The sequence below is a fragment of the Nostoc sp. MG11 genome, assembly GCF_014904695.1.
Classification (GTDB): Bacteria; Cyanobacteriota; Cyanobacteriia; order Cyanobacteriales; family Nostocaceae; genus Komarekiella.
The window spans coordinates 52,635-71,380 of record NZ_JACXXN010000018.1 but is presented as its reverse complement, the minus strand read 5'-3'; the positions used below and the strand labels follow the sequence as shown (position 1 = coordinate 71,380).

Sequence of the window (18,746 nt, the reverse complement as noted above, 5' to 3'; positions counted from 1 at the left end):
TGATTGCCTGCATTATAAATAATGCAAGTATTGCAGTACAAATAAATCATTACTGCTCACTCATAACTTGATTAGATATTAATTTCGACAATTACTTTAGCGTAGGTCAAACCAGAAACTAGTTGGCTATCTTCTGGAGACAGAGCGATTTTAACTTCTACAACTCTGGCATCCACATCTGCTGCTGGATCTGTATTCAGCACATCTTTTTTGCCTATTTTTCTACCAATTTCAGTGACGGTTCCTTTTAATTCTCCGTTAAATGCTCCATTATCACTGGTGATAGTGGCATTTTGACCAACGCGCACTTTACCAATACCGTCTTCAGGAACTTCGGCAATCACAAACATCTGATTAGTTTGTCCAATTTCAGCAATGCCATTTGAACTGATGGCTTCACCTGATTTGGTGTGAATTTTTAAAATTTCTCCAGCAATTGGTGCTTGAACATAGCTCAACTTTAGCTCTGCTTCTGCTTTTCTAACATTGGCGATCGCATTGCTAACTTGAGCTTGTGCTACTTGCGAGTCAGTCGGGCTAACTTCTAAAATTCTGCTCAGTTTGGCTTTTTCTTCGTCGATTTGCCTTTGCAGAGTTGCTACAGTTTTGTCGCGGTTAACTCTGGCTTCGATTAGCTGCTGTTGCAAAGTCGCTAAATTTGTGATCTGATTGGCTCTGGCTTCGGCAAGTTGCTGTCGTAGAGTTGCTAGTGTTTGCCTTAAGGTAGCTTGGCTTTCGACAACTTGCTGATTAGAAGTTATGGCAGTTAGACGTCTTCTATCGCGTTCTTGTTGAGAAATCGCACCTTCTCGGTACAACATATCATAGCGTCCAGCATCGATTTGGGCATTGCGCTGCTCGGCTCGGATCCGTGTAATTGTCGCTCTTAAAGTATCTCTTTGCCCAGTCAGTTCAGCTTCTAGGCGATTTACCATTGCTTGTTGAGCGATTTTTTCTCCACTTAACTGGGCGGCGATCCGAGCGATCGTCGCTTGCTGAGCATCTCTTTCCCCCCTTAACTGAGCTTGTAGCCTAGCAATGACTGCTCTTTGAGCTTGAATGTCTCTTGGTGAACCTGCTCTCACTTGCGCTAAATTCGCACGAGATTCTTGCAGTTTGGCTTTTGCCTCTTCCACTACTGCTACTTGGGTATCGCGGTTATCCAAAATCGCAACTACTTGACCTTGCCTTACCCGTTCACCTTCTCTCACGAAAATTTGCTGAATTCGTGAAGACGCTGCTAATCCTGCACTTGGGGCAGACAGTCTAACGACTTCTCCCCGCGGCTCCAAACGCCCAACAGCACTAATGCTATTAGCAACTGGCGCTACGGGTACGGGCGTAGTGAGTTTTCTTAACTGCTCGATTTTGGCTGTACCTAGTACCCCAGCAGCGATTACTATCGGCACAGCTACAGCAATGCCCCACCAAATCTTAGCTTGTTCATGATTAAGTGGCTGCTCGCTTGGTTTTGGCTTCTCAGTCACCCTTGACATGGTATGTTGCCCGTTTATCTGAATTGTGGTGATGGCAGTAAAAAAATGAGTTAGGCGCAGTTAAATTAGTCAAAAAGGGTTTTTAGCAAATAGCCAGTTGCATAGGAGAAGCAACAGTAGTTTAAAGCTGGAAGTTGCTTTAAACCCACTGCTTAATGAATGCTCTTGCAAAATAGCGTTTTGTGTTTGCTGGCTATTAAATAACTTTGAGTCTGATTAAGACGTGAATATGATGTGAGTTAGGAGAATACACCAAAAATCTTCGTGACGGGGTTCCCTAGAACACCGATTTAGTATTCAAGATAGGGGCGAGAAAAACCGATTATTTCGTAGAGACGTTGCATTGCAACGTCTCTACAGTCAACGATAATTGGTCATTTTACGGAAAAGAAATCGGGTTTTTGCTATTACTGAATCGATGCTCTAGTTTGAAGCTATGAGAAGTAAGCCACAGGTGAATTTATTTGCTGTCAAATATCTTAGACAAAGCCCTTAATTATTTGATATCCAAACACCTTGAAATAAGTAAAGGCACTGTTTAACCTTGCAGAAATAGTTACGCCAGTAAGCGAGGAATAGCGCGTATCTAGTAAACACACTGTTACCGTTGTTGGAAACGATTTTGCTGCCAAACCAAGTCTTCCTTCAGTAAGTCAGCGACCAACTAAAAAATTTTTCTCAACTTGAGCATTCTTAACATCACAGTTTCCTTAATTTGGTCAACCTGTTAGCAGGGCTGGTCGTTTATACCTACCAAGGCAACAAACCATCTTTGGCTATTTGCTCCAAAAAACTTGCTGCTCTCACTGCTGCTTTGGGACTCCATCAAACTCTCGTTGAATGAATTCTACATTCATCAGTTACGGGAAAACGTAACAGAGCTTACAGATGGGGAGAGGGGGCTGATGAATCTGGGAGGTCAAATAAAACTGTGGTCATGTAATGTTCTGCCCAAGCTGAGCCAAAGGCTTTTTCTAATACGCGGCGGGTTTTGTCGTTTTGCTGCTGTTTGGTGCAGTAGTTGTGTTGTCCAGCGAGATTTTGCGTTACTTGTTCAGGCGAAACTGGACTAGAGGCGATCGCCTGGGTGCAATGAATATCTAAAAAATCACCCACGCGAGAAAGAAACATCGCTTCTTCTTCTGGAGAACCGGGGCGCACAAAAATACAAAAATCAGAAAAGATATTTCCCCATTCAGGTAATTCACGGGGTTGAGAAAAGTTAAGGGTTGTTAACGCCGTCAGTGCAGAAGTATAAGATGCTGGTAAGACACGCTCTATGTGAACAGGTGAAAGGTCTGCGATCGCTGCACTAATTTGACCCCTACCCGCAACTAAATCACAACCAAACATTGGCAAGTCATATTCTGGCCGAGGAAACATCACACAGTGCAAAATATCCAGCATATTTCCTACTTTTGCCAGTTCCAAGTGGATTTTTCGGAACTGGGGAGTTTGGTAACAGCTGTTTTGAATTATTAGTTTTTCGCCCTCTAATCTACCTTCTACATACCCTAACTCAGCAGGCAACTGGTAAGGCGACAGATCCAAGTGCTTATGCCAAGCTGCCTCAATACAATCAGCTAGCTGACGAATTAGGGGATGTTGTTGCTCACGCAGTGAGGGAATAGAAGTAAATGACATGTTCTACTGAGAAATGTTATCTAGTTGCCAGTCTACAGCCTGCCGTGCCACACCTGTTCTAGCTTGCAATATAAGCAAACACTTGCACCTAGCCAACGTAAAGTTATGAAACATTGACTTTTCAAAAATATTATTTATTTTGTAGTCTAGGTTACAGAAATAATTTTTGATTAGTCCATTAACTTAGACTAGTACACAGCTATGAAACTAGATTCTAATAGACCAGATTTTGCTTTACAAGCAAGAAGACAGAATTGGGAAGGTATGCGGCAACTAAAAGCTTCTACTTGGGTAGACCTTTTGCAACTTCCTAACCCATACAGTTTTGACGAAGCACTTTTATTGTGTCCGGTTTCTGAAGACGAGTGGCTGGTTTGGATTCCAGATCATGGGGAAGCGCTGCTGCACAGGAGACAATTTCGTTATTAGTCATTGACTTCGGACAAATGATAAATGACTATCGCCAAAAATCAGTGACATCGTATCCTAGTTCCGCTAACATTTGCCGCAGCAGGGGCAAACTGAGTCCAATCACGTTGCTGTGACAGCCTTCGATTTTTTCCACAAATAAACTACCAAAACCTTCGAGGGCGAAAGCACCAGCACATTTGAGGGGTTCACCTGTGGCTACATAGGCAGCAATTGTGCGATCGCTCATTTGACCAAAGTAAACCCTTGTCACTTGGGACTTAACTATGGTGCGGTTTTGGGAAAGGTCAATCAAGGCATGACCTGTGTACAAGTCACCGAATTTACCTTGCATTACCTGCCAACGAGCGATCGCTTCTGAGGCGTTTGCTGGTTTGCCATGAATCTCACCATTGAGTGACAAAACCGAATCACAACCCATAATCAAAGCTGATTCAAACTGCGGTACGACAGTTTCCGCCTTGCACTGAGCAAGAGTTTTGACCAATTGTGCAGGCTCATTTAATTGAATTTGCGACTCATCAAAATCACTGGGTCTAACTATCGGTTCAATACCAACAGTTTGCAGCAAACGGCGTCGCGCTGGAGAAGCAGAAGCAAGTACAAAGGGTAGAATTCCCATAGAGAACTAGGGGAGATAAAAAGACAAAAAGACTTTTACTTAAACAGATGACAAATACTTCGACTTCGCTCAGTACAAATGACAAATGACTAATAAACAGAAAAAGAATTCACAACATTGTCAATCATACGTTTAACTTTCTGCCAACGCCTTTCAGGAATTGAGGCGTTCAAGGTGAAAAGTTTACCACGGCTAACAGCAACGCTGGCGATGTTGTGTCGTTCTTGCTGATTAGGAAGTTTAACCTCATACTCCAGAAGATAGTACGTTTTACCGTCAACTTCTCGCTCAACGGCATTGACTAACTCAGCTGAGCGGCCAGAGTCAGGAGGAGCCAGAGCAGCTTTTCCCAACTTATATCCTACTTCCGTTGGTGTCCCTAGTTCTGGCAAAGTTTTGCCTTCTGGAACGGGACTAATCACCACAGAAACATTTTCAGATATCTCAATCAAATCGTGGAATACCACATCTGGGCCGTTAGCAACTTTAACTTGCACCCAGCCGTTAGGATATAAAAACTCATAGCCATCATTAGTATCTACAAAGCTTTTGAGTCCAGCCGCAGTTGCTACACCAGAATTACTCAAGCCAAAGCTCAAGACTAATAGCAAAATCAATGCAATTCGTTTCCACATTTCTATAGATTCCTTTGGGCTGGAGGCAAAACAAGGCCACCATCATTTCTCGTTTTTATTCTCCCATCATCAGGGACGCTTCGGATGACACACTCCAGGGAGAGATGGGAAGATAACGGAGCGGGAGGAGTAGGGAGCACAGAAGTGGAATTCCCAGGTGGATTCATCCAGTTCAAAGACTCGTCAATCCAGTTCAGATGTGGATTCATCCAGTTCAAAGACTCATTAATCCAGTTCCGAGGTGGATTCATCCAGTTCAAAGACCCATTGTTGCATTCCAAAATATATCTCCTCTACCCCCCCTGCCCCCCTGCCCCCCTACCTCCTAACCCTTGACTAAACAAATTATGCTGATAACTAACGAATTGCGCTGGTTCTACCCTGGCACAATCCCGGAAGACATTAAACTTTGGTTTCAGCAGAATTGTCTTGTTGACTCGTTGCAATCACCAGAAACAAGAGAAGATTTGTATCTCTACTCACCAGGGTGTGATTACATGGGGATAAAACTGCGACAAGGAAGGCTAGAAGTCAAATGGCGGCAAGCCGAATTAGACCTATTGCGTTTTGGGGAATTAGTGGAGGGTAGAGCAGAAAAATGGGGTAAGTGGCTGTGTTGCGATTCCACAGGAGAAAGCTTCCAGCCTGCAACGGTTTTAGATAATGCTTCGTGGGTGAGTGTGCAGAAAGTTCGTTATTCACAGCTTTATCAAGTTTTACCCGACTCTTCAGTACAACCTGTTGTAAGCAATGAGAACATAGATAACCCTTGTACTGTCGAAATTACATCTGTGGTAGCTAGGGACAATCCTTGGTGGAGTATTGGTTTTGAAGCTTCCGGTGAAGATGTGCGCTTGATAGATAATCTTCAGACAACAGCCAGTTCCATATTCTATACTTATCGGGGGTCAAGATTGGTAGCTGCGGATTCTTATGCTTATCCCCATTGGCTAGGGCTTGTTTATCGATAATTGCTGACAAGGCAAGCAAAATCACCCAGTGGGGTACTGCCATACCTAATAACATTGAGCCATTATTGGTGATGGTATTGCAGTTTGTAATAAAAAACAACTGTTTATTACGTAGTTATACTTTAACTTAGAGAACCTGAGCGCAAGCCTAACTATGAGTAAAGTATTAGACCAGTGGTGGCGATCGCTAATGCCTTAATGTCAAAATGCAGTAGTTCATAACCATCTAACTTCTAACCAATTAATTGCCTTTGCAACCGATAAGGGCATATCCATCATTCAGATAATGCACCTGTAATTACCGTACTTTAAATGAGTCGAATAAGGCATTTGAGTCTTAAGTACGGAGAGTTCAGCTAAACTTTGGAAGAAGTTTTGCTACAGATTATTGACATCAAGTTGGTATTGATAACAACAGGAGACACACTAATGAGCGATATCTATCAACAAATCTGGAATAGCGACAAGAATGGGTTCTCAGTCAGTCTCAGAAGTGGAGACGGTTGGAAAAATCCCGATGCTGATATTCTCCTTGATTTACAGACAGAGGCTAGTGGTAAAACTAATATTGACTTAGCTACTCAACCTCTATTTTTCCAAGTCAATGAGGAAAAATTGAATGGTCAAACTTATACTACCTTTGTCCAACTTCTAGACAACTATATTGCCAATTTTCGTGCAGAGGATATTTTAACTGCTGAAGAACAAGAAGAAATTGAGAAATTTCTTGATGCAATTCTACCCACTGAACCGATGAAGCTGGCATTAGAATACATCAATCAAGAACTGGGAGAAAACCTTTCACAGCAAAAATTTCGAGCCAGACTCAAACAGATTTGGTTTGAGATGTATACCAACTATTACAAAGGTAAATCTACTCATTTCTGCTCTGGTTTTGAACATGTCTTTGTTGGAGAAGCGAAGTTTGACGAAAATTTCAGAAGTACTAGAGATAGAACACAGAACTTAGGAGAAATTTCTGGCTATCACTCCTGGATTAAGTTTTACTTTGATGAGAAAATTCGTAACGTCAACTTTCTCGGCTATAAATATGATTTGCAGGGTGATGAAATACCCAATAATCCAAATGTGGTTACTCTGCAAATGCTACAGTATCTTACTAATATGCGAGGCGAAGTTATCGCTCAACTGTTCAAGAAAAAAGGTGGATTTTTTGTCGGTTCAAGTCCAGAATCGGAAATTGCAATAGGAACAGTTGTTTACTTTGAGAGCATAAATGACAGAGTAAAGCAAGACAAGCGACGTACTATTATTAATAGTGGCGTCTACGATTTAGTCATATACCGCAATATCAAATCTGATGGTAGTCGCGGAGATTTTATTCGTTCATTCTTCCCTATATTTCTCGGTAACGAGGGGACGGAAACACTTCCAGATGTTCCGAAAGAGCGTCCTGATGTGGAGGTTGTGCCAATAGAAATCAAGAATAATAAGCCAGTAATAATTGTAGAAGCGTTAGCAAATCCTGTAGGATTAGAGGACACAGGAGAGTGGGTTAAGTTGCAGAATGTGACAGATGAACCGATTGACTTAACAAACTGGGAGATGCGTGATAAGGCAGCTCGTCCTCAATCGTTGAGTGGTATTCTTCAGCCGAATGAAGTTAAGCAGTTTGCAATTACTCGATCTAGTTCCAATTCAATGCAACTTAGTAATAGATCTGGATTAATCACTGTAAACGATCAACAATCGAAAGTTATCGCCGCTGTTAGATATAACCGTGCTAATAGTGGTGAAATTATACGTTTTGAAAGGACAACAAGTTGATAATTTTAGGTCAATAGGCTTGAGTTTAGGAACAAAAACCAACATTATCAAGACTTTGTTGGTTTGAGCAGCAGCGAAACCCAACCTATACAAGTTTTGACTAATTTACTATTCCACTAGTTATTAATTTATTAGCTAATAACTACTGGCTACTAACTATTGGGTATAAAATTTGTAAAACAACCAGTGTCATGTCATCGGTGTTTTGCTTATCAGAACCGATGAATTGCTGAACTTGGTCAAATAGGTAATCTACAATTTCCTGTGGGCCATTACAATACTTACAAGCCGTGTTGAAAGCAGTAATAAAGTTGTCTTCGTCGAAGCGATCGCCTCCTGCGGCAGCGGCATCTGTTAAGCCATCTGTGTAGTAAATAATTGTATCCCCAGGCTCTAACTGTGCCTGAGCATCTTCATATTGGCTGTTAGCATCTAAACCGATTAGCATTCCCAAAGTATCCAAACGGGTAACAGCTTTTGTCGCTGCATGCCACCACAAAGGAGGATTGTGCGCCGCATTGCTGTAAGACAAAATTTGGCTTTGAGGATTATATTCTGAATAAAATAAAGTTACAAAGCGGTGGGAATTTTCCAAATCCGCGTACATAACACGGTTTAAGTTTTGCAGAATCCCTGATGGAGAATTACCATGTAGTACTTCTCCCCGTAGCATTCCCCGCATCATAGTCATAATTAGCCCTGCGGGAACGCCCTTACCCATAACATCCCCAATTACTAAACCCCAGCGCCCAGTTTGAATACTGCTTTGAGTAGTTGGCTGAATCTGATTGTGATTTGTGGGAATAAAGTCGTAATAGTCTCCGCCAACACGATTAGCTGGTTTACAGCGTGCAGCGAGAGCTACACCAGGAATTGTGGGGCATTGACGTGGCAAAAGTCGCCGTTGAATTTCTGCACCAATTTCTAGTTCTTGGTCTAGGCGTTCTTTCTTCCTTAGTTCTACGGCTAGTTCATCGTTCTCAATCGCTACCGCTGTTTGATCTGCCACTAACCTAACTAATTTTTGTCTAGTTTCTGTCCAGCTATATTCAGGATCGCGGCTCAAGACATAGAGCCATCCCCGTTCTGTGTGCTTCACCAAAATTGCTGTGCCAAAGATTTGCACATCTGGCCCCAAATAGCGATGCATTTGGTCATCCAAAATCCCTGTAGCCGCTGCTAAAGGAACAGTGTTAGGCACAAGTGTAATCTGACTGCTAGCTGTTTCCAGCGCTTTGCGGATATTTTTACGCTGGCGACTATCTTGCCAGTGTAGTTGCTCTAACCTGACTTGACCATTGGGTTTGTAGAGAAAAAGAGCACTGCCGTCCGCATCTGTCACCCGTGTTGCCATCAACGGAATTAGCTCCAAAAACTGATTCAAATTATTGAAGCTTCTCAGGGCAAATCCTAAAGAACTTAGCAAATCTTGGATTTTGTTTTGTTCCCGGTGCAACCGCGCCACGAGTTCTTTCAGTGCCACTACTGGTGTGACATCTGTCGCGGCAGTACTATTGTTGTCAGTGGGTTGAGAGGGCAGTTGAGACACAGGCACAGGTACTATTGCACTTGAATATCGGTAGATTTTAGACTTATAAATCCTTTGGCTTGGGCATTGCTAAACCATATTGAGACAAGAATTGTCACTTTAGCAAGAGTATAAAGACGTAAGGTGTAACTTTTATGAGTATTGTATTTGCTTATTGCATTTCTTGTTCAATGTTAGGAATTGTAGGTAATGTATTTTTAATCAAAATCCCCGTTGTAAAAATCAGTAATGCTAGGGAGACTCTAGAAAAATTTTCATTTTTTCATAACTTAATTCTCAAATCATATATCTTAAGTCATAAAAATACTTTGACAAAAGAATAATACATAATCCTTTCAGAGTGAACGTTTAGGCTAAGGAACATGTTTAAGGGTTGCGAGAGAGGATCTACATAGGGACTTGTATAACTTTATAGCGCTCATGTCATAAGTGATAAATAGCAAATAGGCTTTTAAAGATTTAATTTATATATCATAATTCCCACGATACTTACCAGATTGTGTTTTCTACTTTTTCATTTGTCATTTATTAGCTTTTTAAATGCTCAGAGGTGTATTTTAGCTTACTCAAAAAATAATTAGAACATACATCTTGTATCAGAGCCACTAAAATTCAGTTTATGCTTAAATTTTAAAAGCACTTAAATGGCTAAAAGCTATACATTGCAGGCTTTTCATTCAGTTTAAATTAAATAAAGATATTAGCCAAAAATTTATTTTAAAGAGGTATTTGGTACGTATAAAATCTCAATAAAAGTGATTGACACAAAATTTAGAAAAAGCATATTCTCAGACCTCTAACTCAAAAGCTAGAAAGGTTGTTATGATTTAGCGATCGCACTTCAAACTTTTAAACTTTCTCTAGAGAATATTTATAGACACTTTTGCAGGTAGAAGCTGAGAATACATACGTCAGTGTTGAACCAGCTTACCTACATCAATTCACTTTTGGAATCCACTAGTGAGGACAGTTATCCAAAGTTCTGCTCGGACTTCTCTGGATTGCAACTAAATGCTAGTACTGCTATATTTAAAGACCCCCATTTAATGCGTAAAAAAATAGCATTAGTCTGAAATTTTTGCAAAAGTCACCCGCAAGTAGCGCCAAGCTAATGAAATTAGGACTTACACTGTTTCCAGCATTTTGTTTGTAGTTTATCCAAGTGATAATACCAGATCAGTAAGCCCTAAATTTATGAGTTTGTAAAGAGAAAATCTTGACTACAATTTTTCAACTAGCCACTTAACCACTCAATAGCGCTTCGACAAACTCATAGCTGGAAAAGGGACGTAGGTCTTCAATGCCTTCACCAGCACCAATGAAGCGAATGGGTAAACCCAACTGTTGCACAACGGCAAGGGCTACGCCTCCTTTGGCAGTACCATCGAGCTTGGTTAAGACAACGCCACTGAGTTGAGCAGCTTGGGAGAAGACTTCGGCTTGCCGCAATCCATTTTGCCCTAAAGTGGCATCTAGAACCAATAGTGATTCTACTTTGGCATTTGGGGCTTTTTTGTCAATAATTCGACGGATTTTACTAAGTTCATCCATTAAATTTTTCTTGTTTTGCAGTCGCCCAGCAGTATCTACTAAAAGTAATTCCGTTTGCCGCGCTTGAGCAGCAGCGATCGCATCAAATACCACTGCTGCCGGGTCTGTATTCTTTCCAGGATTGGCAATTACTTCTACACCACTTCTAGTACCCCAAACTTTCACTTGTTCCACAGCAGCGGCGCGGAAAGTGTCTGCTGCTCCAATCAAGCATTTATAGCCAGATTTCTGGGCTAAGTGGGAAATTTTGCCGATGGTAGTGGTTTTACCAGCACCATTGACTCCGGTGATTAACCAAATATTGAGAGTGTCTTTTTCTGGGGTAAAAGTAGATTTATAGGATGTTTGGCTTGGTGCATCCAGCATATCCCGCAGGATTTTTTTCAGATAAGCGATCGCCTCATCTGGTGGAGTGACTTCTTCTCGTAATTTTTTCTGTAGAGCGTTAATGATCAAGTCTGTCGCCTCTACACCTACATCAGCTTGCAGGAGTAACGCCTCAATTTCCGTCACAGCTGCTTGATTGAGCGGCCCTTGACCAACAATCGCCTTCAGTTGGTTCAGGATGCCACGACGAGTTTTGTCTAAACCTTGGCGAAGCTTTTTCAACCAGGTAATTTCTTCAATAGAAACATCTTCTGGACGCCTACCTTGAGCTGCCAAAACTTCTGCTGACCACACAAACCCTTCATCAAATGTCAAGCCGGGAATTTCTTCTGTTGTTTCTGGTGCAGTTGTAGCTGGTGGCTGAACTACCTCTGGTTCTGATACTTCAATCGCGCTGGCGATCAGTCGTTCCTGCCTGGCTTGCCGTTCTGCTGCGGCTCGTTCTAAGAAAGATAAGGTGGCTGGCGTTGTTGATTCAGTTTCACTTACAGTTAGTTCTGGGCTAGAAACATCTGGCTCATCGTAACTTGCTACACTCTCTTCATTTATGCCAACAAATTCCTCACTTGTTGTTTGGGCAACATCAATAACTGCTGCTTCCGGCTGTGATGTTTCCGTTACTTCTTCAGGAGTTGCAGCTTCTAAAGTAATGCCAGCAGGTTCCTCAACTGTTTCTTGTGCCGTTTCCGTTACTTGCGTTTGTACAGTTTCGGCGGTCTCAGATTGTTCTGGCGAGGCTTGAGCATCTGTTGAATCAGGCGGAGTTTCTTCTACCTGAGATTGTTGTTTTTGCTGAATATTTTTGTAGGCGGCTTTAGCAAATGCCAACAAATCCGTCCCCGTGTCTTGTGTAGTTTCTGCCGTTGGCGTTGACGGTTCAGCTGGCTCTGTTTGGGGTTCTTTTATAGAAGGAGTTTCTTCCTGTTTCTGCTCAGAGGGAGTTTTAGAAGAATCGTGATGTTGACGACGGAACCAATTAAAAACCATTGCAACAGTACTAGTTGTTATGTGAGTTATGAGTTATAAGTTATGAGTTTAATTTAACTGTGTACTCTTTCCTGGAGTGAAAACCCCCAGGTTATCCTCACTTTTCAACGCCAGTTTGACAGGAGTTGCCACAACGACGGGTATAATCCTCAAAAGTTCTGAGAGTCGAAAGCCGATTCTCAGACTTCTTTTTGCACACAAGCACCTCCTCATCCTTAGCTCAAAACTTGGCACTCATGCAGCTGAGGAAGTGAGGTAAAAACCCTATGCAGTTTTTTTCTGCTCTGTGACTCGGCGCAAAACGCCGTTAATAAACCGATGACCTTCGTCTCCACTGTAGCGTTTGGCTAGCTCCACTGCTTCATTGATAGCAATGCTGTCTGGAACTCCTAAGAACTTCATTTCTGCTACAGCGATTTGCAAAATGTCCCGGTCGATTTGAGCAAGGCGAGTTACTTGCCAATCTACTAAAGCAGTAGAAATGAGTTCATCTATAATATTTCGATTTTCGTTGACTGTAATTACAATCTCTTTGGCGTAATTACGGACTCCCTTATCCTGATTAGCTAACTGAATCAATTCTGGGAAATCAATTGCTGTACCCAGCTGATTGATTGCTGTTTGTGTATATGCGATCGCCTCCTGGAGCATTGTTCTAGCAGTATTGATGTCTGAGGCCCGAGTTTGGCTGCTTAATAGGCGATCGTTACTGCGTTGCAATTCACCTGCGGCATTGTCCAAGGTATCTTGTACTTCTGATGTCAGGGTGCGTACTGCTCCTAGTACCAACTTGGATACTAGTTGATCATCTTGCAATTGATCCAATTTCTTGGGGTTTACTGGCAATTGACTAAGGCTTAAAAGCGCTAATTCACGAGCAATTTGCTGAGGTTTACGAGGTTGCATAAAAGTGAGGGGTGATTGTGCGAGAATTGATTAACTAGAAGGAGTGGATTTAAAAGTGTATCAATTTTGGCACAGCCAAACAACAACGTTATCCTATTGCTTGTGACTTTGCCTGATTGATTTTAAGTTTCTTCGACGGGGATAATCGACTGCTTTGTTTCGTCGTGTTTTACTTCCAGTTGAGATTCTTTGGGAAAAACCAAGGGCGTATTGGGGGCAACAATGCCACCAGACACAACTATTTTAAAGGCGTCTTCAATCGATAATGAGAGGTTCACTACCTCATCTTCAGGAACTACTGCATACCATCCGGTGGTGGGGTTTGGGGTGGTGGGGATAAAAACACTCAGCATCGGGTGAGACATTTGAGATTGGATATCACCGCTGATCGCGCCAGTGACAAAGGCGATCGCCCAAATTCCCCGCCTGGGATACTCTACCAAAATTACACGGCGAAACTTGCCATTTGAGTCTTTTAGTATTGTTTCCAAAAGTTGCTTGAGAGTTTTGTATACCTGTCCAGCTAAGGGAATAGCTTGTAATACGCGTTCACCAAAATCGAGCAACCATCGCCCAGCAATATTCCGAGCCATTAAGCCAATCAAGAGAATACTTAGTAATGGTACAGCTAATCCCACTACAAAATTCAGTAAATTCACTAGTATTGGGTGTAATCCATCAAAAGGATTCAGTTGTTTAGGAATTTGGGTGAGAAAGTTGATTACCCAAGTGGCAATTGTAATCGTTAGCCAGATGGTGGTTGCTAGCGGAATAACTACCAACAAACCAGCAATCAGGTCATTTTTTAAGTCCTGTTTTAGGCGTTCGATTACCAAGCCCTGATTCTCCTTTTTGAGACTAGAGGAACTTTGATTATTGGTCTTCATACCAGCAGATTCGTCAAATTGCGAAGACTTTACTTGAGGCATTTTTTGCCATACATAACTTTCCAAACAGCAAGCTGTTTGGCTGCTACCACAGAAATACTCACTTGTTGCTGGAAATTCAGCTATTTTTATACAAATGTGTATGAATAGACATGTACCAACCGACTAGCGGGTAGTTAGTCTTAGAGGATGTTACTTTTCTTTGTAAGACTTGTAAATGATTGTTGCAAGTCCCGTTAGTATTACTAATCTACCGCGCTCAGCCAAAAGCTGCTCATGATTGTGGAAGCACCACCAGGCAAACTTAGGAGTTGTCTTGTCTGGTGAGTAATTTACGCATTGCTAGGAGCGGCTTTTCTGAAAAATTTGTGTTAAAAACATTAATTTATCAAATTTGGGCCGTAATCAGCTAATGTATATTTAAAATCTCACTCTTGAAAGCTTGGGAAATCAAAACCAAAAGAAAAATTCTTTTGGCTCGCAACTCCCAAATTTCTCTAAGCTGCATCAGCTTGTGTAGTTTCTGAAGCCACGCACTGCACCTGTTGTATACTCTCTTCTGCAAGAATTACTTTTGTATCTAAGCTGGGCTTGGGTAAATACTTCATTTCCCAGACTTTGAGCAAAATCAGGTATTCGTAGAATGCTTGCAATGTACACCAAGCCATTCCAGCACGTCCGTCTAAACAGCCACCCAAGATAAAATACATATACAAAAAGCGTAGCAACGGTCTAGCGGGTAAACGCAAAGACAAATCTTTGAGGGCGCGGCGTTTTTCTACTTCTGACTTACCGAAAAACAAATCTCGCCAGTTAACTTCTCCCTGTTCTAGTTGATACAGCGTTTCTTGGGCTTCATCTGTGGAATACCGATTGTGCTTTTCAATCCAGCGACTCAAGCCTTTGCTGCAAGTGTAGTGGGGGTAAGTTTCTTTTAAAAAACTAGTAGCACCGTCACAAACTTCTCGTTCAGTATGACCATAGTCTGTAAACCAGACTTTACCGTGGCGGAAGAGACGCATTTGATAACGGGGATACTGGGTGCTATGACGAATCCAACGATTCATGAACATGACACGTTCGGCGACGTAGTAGCCAATGTAGTCTGGATTCTGTATGGCTTTTTCACCTTCAGTGAAAAGTTCTGGTGTCATCCGTTCGTCGGCTTCAAGAATGTACACCCATTCGTGCTTTGGGGGGATAGACTCCAACATCCAAGTGCGTTGACGACCGTGACTTTCAAAGGGATGTTGGACGATGCGGATAGGATAGTGACTGGCGATTTCTACTGTGCGATCGCTACTGCATGAGTCTACAACAATGATGTCATCCGATAGCATCGCCGACTCAATACAAGCAGCAATATCTAGTTCTTCGTTATATGTCAGTATGTAAATTGAGAACATTCTTAGGTTTTATAGCGATTTAACTAAGTTGTTAATTATCTTTTTATTGTTATTAGCTATTAGGTATGTGGCAGCATGAACCATCAACAAATATTTGATGCGTCCTACTGCCATGCTGATAGTTGATTAACGCGCGGTAGCTTTACGTCCACCACCTTGTAAACTACCCATACCTCTTAATCCTGTCCAGCCGATGATAATGTAACCAATAGACAACAGCAAACTGCTAATACCAATCCTCAGTCCAGACTTCCAAGCATTATCTTTAGCTTGTTTTTCAGCTTCGTCTCTGCGCTGGCGAATTTGGTTCAGTCTTTGATTTGCAACCCCTTGAGGATCTGTGCGCTGCGCGATAAATTTGTCAAGTTCTTGGGGATTTGCTTTAAACTTTTTGAGTAATTCTTTTTGCTCAGCGGGAAGTTGGGGATTTGCAAGCGCTTGCTTATACTTCTGTTCGTCTTTAAGTAGTTCAGTAAACTGAGCTCTAGCTTGGTTTCGCAATTGTTCTAACTGAGCTTTTGCCTGATCGTTGTTCAGCTGTGCTTGGAATTGAGATAGCTGGTTTTTCAGTTGATTTTCTGCCTGATCCGCATCCTGGGAAATTTGATTTACTGTTTGAGTGCTAGCTTGACGCACATTGTTGAGGTGCAGAGGAAAAATCAGTAAGAACATTAACCCTAAAATACTGGATATAATCAGGGCGGGAAATCTTAAATCGATACCCGATGGGCGATCGCCAGCATCAGCACTATCAATCCAATATGCAGCAAACAGCAGCCCCAAGCCTACCAGAGGCACGATTCCCCGGTCAACAAGGGCCGTTGCTATGCTGATTTGCCATCCCCGATCAGTTGGTTGAAAGGGTAACAGTAGAATCACAAAGTCTACAAAAAAGGACAAAATGCAGATTATTCCAACAACCTTCAGTGTTAAGGCAGTGTTCAAGGCAGCAAAACGGTTAACCATAGTCTTTCAAACTTGCGGTAAATAAGAGTGATTTTCATATTTCAAGTTACTTGAATATTGTTCCCATAACTTTAAATGTTGTGTATGAACACAAGACTGATTCAAGACTAGTCAAAAATCTTCGCCTCTTGGTTTTAAACTACACCACAGTAGCATCTGTAATGTAGACTGTCTTCAGAAAATTCCTGGTGTTGGAAGATACGAAACCAAGTAAGGGTATTGGGTACTGTGAAGAATTTAGTTTCTATTCTCCACTCCTCCATTTCCGCACTCCTCCTCAAGAGTTTGTTCCCAAATTGGCAAATCCTCTGGACGATCAACATCAGCCAAGGTAGGCAAGTATACAGGTGACAAATTTAGTAACTGAGCAATCTCTACAGTTTTTTGGAATACTTGAGCAGTTCCCCACTCGATGTTAACGAATAACTCAGGGATAGGTTGGCGCAAACCAATCAAGTAATAACCACCATCGATAGCTGGGCCAAGCACAAGGTCAAAGGCTTGTAGTTGCTCAAAGGCTATTGCTAAAATCTGGGCATTCACTCCAGGACAATCCGTACCGATGATCATTACTTCTTTTGCACCAGACTCAAAAGCATCAAATAGCGATCGCGCCATGCGTGAACCTAGATCTCCTTCACCTTGAGGCTGGTAAACTAAACCCAACCCCAGCCAGTCTTGCATAAGTTGCAAATCACCACCTGCGAACCGCACTTCAACTGATATAGCAGCTACCTTTTGCAGTTCTCTAACCTGAAATATTGTATATTCTGTCATTTGCCGTTGAAGATTAGCAGCGCCAATAGTACCCAAAGCAGGTATCAGTCGGGTTTTTGTTTTCCCTGGTTCTGGATAGCGAGTAAAAATAACTAAGTGCTGTTTTGAGCTTTTTGGTGATTTCAGCACACAATACCTTATTTGAATAAACTAAAAATATCTTAATAGCAATACTTGCCACCTTCGGCTGTAGCCTGCTCTTTTTCCGTTCGCATTCCCCCTATAATTGTCGAAACAATAACGCAACGCTTAGCTTTACCACCATATTTACTAGATAACGTGATCCGTCCTAGATCGTTGAGGCTTTTAGCATTACCTCTGTAGTCAAACTCAACTTTGCGTATTCCATTTGAGAGTGGAAAGTTTGTCTCAGAATCAAAATGGACACTGGAATCTAAATTATTCCAGTTAGCAGTAGATGGGTTTACTGTAGCAGGATGAACAGCCCATTGAATAATACCGTTTTGTTCACGAAAGCTAACTTGCCAAGTCAATTTTTCTTTGGTAGCTTGGCTTCGAGCTTGACGTATAGCAAGGTGAACTTCGTTTTGTGCAGTGTTGAGGCGACGAGTGTCTACAAAAGCTAGCCAATTGGGTATTCCCAACGCGGCTAATATACCAATTAATACGACGACTACTAACATCTCTGGCAAGGTAAAGCCACTGTTAGAGCGATTTAAAAAATGTTTTGTATTAACTAGAGACGGTAAATGCACCTGAGTATCCACTTTGATTTTCTGATCGGTTTTCAGCCTCCTGCCTTGTGTTTCCGCGCTGGTTAATAATCCTGTGTAGTAAGGTAGGCAGAAAAAGAATTATAACAATTTTCAATAACAGTTTTAAGCTGAAAGTTATACGTTGAAGTCTTGAAGAGTCATTCAAAACGTAATTCCATAAAAATTTAGCTGCTACTAAACCTTTATGTCGATTAAACGGCTTTTGTAGGGCTTTGCATGTTAGGTATTTGTATAAATTTGTAAGGCTGATATTCCAATTATCGTTAAGTGCTGAAGGTCTTACACGATAGGCTCTTTCAAGCACTTTTAAGCAGGCTTTTTCCTGTCTGACAAGATTAGAAGAAACTGAATTAGCACTTATTCGGTATAAAATTTGTATAGATGGTATGCACACAAAATCAAACTTGTAAGCTAATCGCAACCACATATCCCAATCTTGAGCAGCACTTAAGGATTTATCAAATCCACCCAATTCAATTAAAGCTTCTCTACGAATCAGAGGATTGGAACCATTCTCTAAAAAATTAGTCAACAACAGATTTTCATAAACATTTCCATTCATATTAATGTGTGTACCTGAAACTACGAATTCATCATTTTCATTAATATAATCAGTCCAGCTATAAGCAACTGCTGCTTGAGAGTTTTCCTGCAAAGCTTTCAACTGAAGTTCTAGCTTATCAGCCGTCCAGATATCATCTGCATCTAAGAAACTAATAAATTCTCCAACTGCATAATTCAGTCCACGGTTACGGCTGACATTTCCCCCAGAATTATTAAAGGCAAATACTTTGATTCTGGAGTCTTTGAATTGTGAAATTATACCTAAAGTTGAATCTTGCGAACCATCATTAATTATAATTAGCTCAAAGTCAGCAAAAGTTTGATTTAAAACAGATTCAATTGTTCTTTGAATAGTTTTTTCGCTATTGTAAGCAGGGATGATTACAGAAATATTTGGCATTGTCTAGCTGATTTATATCAGGGTTGATAAATTTAGTGTTCCCT

The 18,746-nt window shown here is 41.5% G+C and carries 16 protein-coding genes; 3 read left to right on the top strand and 13 right to left on the bottom strand.

What is annotated here, in order from left to right; all coding sequences use genetic code 11:
- Positions 1–71: 71 nt before the first annotated feature.
- Both HCR01_RS22645 and HCR01_RS22640 read right to left on the bottom strand, forming a co-directional pair.
- The gene (locus HCR01_RS22645) at positions 72–1,496 is read right to left on the bottom strand and encodes an HlyD family efflux transporter periplasmic adaptor subunit (protein ID WP_193198361.1); all 1,425 of its coding nucleotides are present in this window, start codon (positions 1,494–1,496) and stop codon (positions 72–74) included.
- A gap of 882 nt (positions 1,497–2,378) precedes the next feature.
- On the bottom strand, positions 2,379–3,140 hold the full coding sequence (locus HCR01_RS22640; protein WP_193198360.1) for a phycocyanobilin:ferredoxin oxidoreductase: 762 nt from the start codon (positions 3,138–3,140) through the stop codon (positions 2,379–2,381).
- Between the two features lie 201 nt (positions 3,141–3,341).
- On the opposite strand from HCR01_RS22640, the gene HCR01_RS22635 reads away from it, so the two are divergent.
- Positions 3,342–3,569, top strand: a complete 228-nt coding sequence (locus tag HCR01_RS22635; protein WP_193198359.1) for a hypothetical protein — start codon at positions 3,342–3,344, stop codon at positions 3,567–3,569.
- Between the two features lie 28 nt (positions 3,570–3,597).
- Here the strand turns inward: HCR01_RS22635 and HCR01_RS22630 are convergent, their stop codons facing one another.
- The gene (locus HCR01_RS22630) at positions 3,598–4,191 is read right to left on the bottom strand and encodes a Maf family protein (RefSeq protein ID WP_193198358.1); all 594 of its coding nucleotides are present in this window, start codon (positions 4,189–4,191) and stop codon (positions 3,598–3,600) included.
- 89 nt (positions 4,192–4,280) lie between these two features.
- Positions 4,281–4,826, bottom strand: coding sequence for a photosystem II reaction center PsbP (gene psbP, locus HCR01_RS22625; RefSeq protein ID WP_193198357.1), 546 nt, complete (start codon positions 4,824–4,826; stop codon positions 4,281–4,283).
- Positions 4,827–5,173: 347 nt separating this feature from the next.
- Between psbP and HCR01_RS22620 the strand changes: the two genes are divergently transcribed.
- A complete protein-coding gene (locus HCR01_RS22620; protein WP_193198356.1) occupies positions 5,174–5,797 on the top strand; it encodes a hypothetical protein in 624 nt (207 codons plus the stop codon).
- Positions 5,798–6,226: 429 nt separating this feature from the next.
- Positions 6,227–7,585: a lamin tail domain-containing protein gene (locus HCR01_RS22615; RefSeq protein WP_193198355.1), complete on the top strand. Its 1,359-nt coding sequence runs from the start codon at positions 6,227–6,229 to the stop codon at positions 7,583–7,585.
- 142 nt (positions 7,586–7,727) lie between these two features.
- On the opposite strand, the gene HCR01_RS22610 is transcribed toward HCR01_RS22615, so the two are convergent.
- The 9 genes from HCR01_RS22610 to HCR01_RS22570 all read right to left on the bottom strand — a co-directional run bounded on the left by HCR01_RS22610 (position 7,728) and on the right by HCR01_RS22570 (position 18,702).
- Positions 7,728–9,140 carry a PP2C family protein-serine/threonine phosphatase gene (locus HCR01_RS22610; RefSeq protein WP_193198354.1) on the bottom strand — a complete coding sequence of 471 codons (1,413 nt, stop codon included), beginning with the start codon at positions 9,138–9,140 and terminating at the stop codon, positions 7,728–7,730.
- 1,236 nt (positions 9,141–10,376) lie between these two features.
- Positions 10,377–12,059, bottom strand: coding sequence for a signal recognition particle-docking protein FtsY (gene ftsY, locus HCR01_RS22605; RefSeq protein WP_193198353.1), 1,683 nt, complete (start codon positions 12,057–12,059; stop codon positions 10,377–10,379).
- Between the two features lie 264 nt (positions 12,060–12,323).
- The gene (gene nusB, locus HCR01_RS22600) at positions 12,324–12,965 is read right to left on the bottom strand and encodes a transcription antitermination factor NusB (protein ID WP_193198352.1); all 642 of its coding nucleotides are present in this window, start codon (positions 12,963–12,965) and stop codon (positions 12,324–12,326) included.
- A 122-nt stretch (positions 12,966–13,087) separates the two neighbouring features.
- Positions 13,088–13,852, bottom strand: coding sequence for a DUF502 domain-containing protein (locus HCR01_RS22595; RefSeq protein ID WP_191756046.1), 765 nt, complete (start codon positions 13,850–13,852; stop codon positions 13,088–13,090).
- Positions 13,853–14,349: 497 nt separating this feature from the next.
- Positions 14,350–15,258: a glycosyltransferase family 2 protein gene (locus tag HCR01_RS22590; RefSeq protein WP_193198351.1), complete on the bottom strand. Its 909-nt coding sequence runs from the start codon at positions 15,256–15,258 to the stop codon at positions 14,350–14,352.
- 126 nt (positions 15,259–15,384) lie between these two features.
- Complete coding sequence (locus tag HCR01_RS22585) at positions 15,385–16,224, bottom strand: HpsJ family protein (RefSeq protein ID WP_193198350.1); 840 nt, start codon at positions 16,222–16,224, stop codon at positions 15,385–15,387.
- A gap of 237 nt (positions 16,225–16,461) precedes the next feature.
- Positions 16,462–17,130: a TIGR04282 family arsenosugar biosynthesis glycosyltransferase gene (locus HCR01_RS22580; RefSeq protein ID WP_193198349.1), complete on the bottom strand. Its 669-nt coding sequence runs from the start codon at positions 17,128–17,130 to the stop codon at positions 16,462–16,464.
- Positions 17,131–17,162: 32 nt separating this feature from the next.
- Entirely contained in the window at positions 17,163–17,729 is a 567-nt protein-coding gene (locus HCR01_RS22575; RefSeq protein WP_320073157.1) for a Tfp pilus assembly protein FimT/FimU, read from the bottom strand.
- Positions 17,695–18,702, bottom strand: a complete 1,008-nt coding sequence (locus HCR01_RS22570) for a glycosyltransferase (RefSeq protein ID WP_193198348.1) — start codon at positions 18,700–18,702, stop codon at positions 17,695–17,697. Before HCR01_RS22570 ends, HCR01_RS22575 begins: the two co-directional genes overlap by 35 nt.
- Positions 18,703–18,746: the final 44 nt, after the last annotated feature.

Bases quoted from the DNA above. Each gene is read 5' to 3' on its own strand.
- nusB (WP_193198352.1), bottom strand. From the start codon at position 12,965: ATGCAACCTCGTAAACCTCAGCAAATTGCTCGTGAATTAGCGCTTTTA.
- HCR01_RS22645 (WP_193198361.1), bottom strand. From the start codon at position 1,496: ATGTCAAGGGTGACTGAGAAGCCAAAACCAAGCGAGCAGCCACTTAAT.
- HCR01_RS22615 (WP_193198355.1), top strand. From the start codon at position 6,227: ATGAGCGATATCTATCAACAAATCTGGAATAGCGACAAGAATGGGTTC.
- HCR01_RS22590 (WP_193198351.1), bottom strand. From the start codon at position 15,258: ATGTTCTCAATTTACATACTGACATATAACGAAGAACTAGATATTGCT.
- psbP (WP_193198357.1), bottom strand. From the start codon at position 4,826: ATGTGGAAACGAATTGCATTGATTTTGCTATTAGTCTTGAGCTTTGGC.
- HCR01_RS22620 (WP_193198356.1), top strand. From the start codon at position 5,174: ATGCTGATAACTAACGAATTGCGCTGGTTCTACCCTGGCACAATCCCG.
- HCR01_RS22640 (WP_193198360.1), bottom strand. From the start codon at position 3,140: ATGTCATTTACTTCTATTCCCTCACTGCGTGAGCAACAACATCCCCTA.
- HCR01_RS22570 (WP_193198348.1), bottom strand. From the start codon at position 18,702: ATGCCAAATATTTCTGTAATCATCCCTGCTTACAATAGCGAAAAAACT.
- HCR01_RS22595 (WP_191756046.1), bottom strand. From the start codon at position 13,852: ATGAAGACCAATAATCAAAGTTCCTCTAGTCTCAAAAAGGAGAATCAG.
- ftsY (WP_193198353.1), bottom strand. From the start codon at position 12,059: ATGGTTTTTAATTGGTTCCGTCGTCAACATCACGATTCTTCTAAAACT.
- HCR01_RS22630 (WP_193198358.1), bottom strand. From the start codon at position 4,191: ATGGGAATTCTACCCTTTGTACTTGCTTCTGCTTCTCCAGCGCGACGC.
- HCR01_RS22635 (WP_193198359.1), top strand. From the start codon at position 3,342: ATGAAACTAGATTCTAATAGACCAGATTTTGCTTTACAAGCAAGAAGA.
- HCR01_RS22585 (WP_193198350.1), bottom strand. From the start codon at position 16,224: ATGGTTAACCGTTTTGCTGCCTTGAACACTGCCTTAACACTGAAGGTT.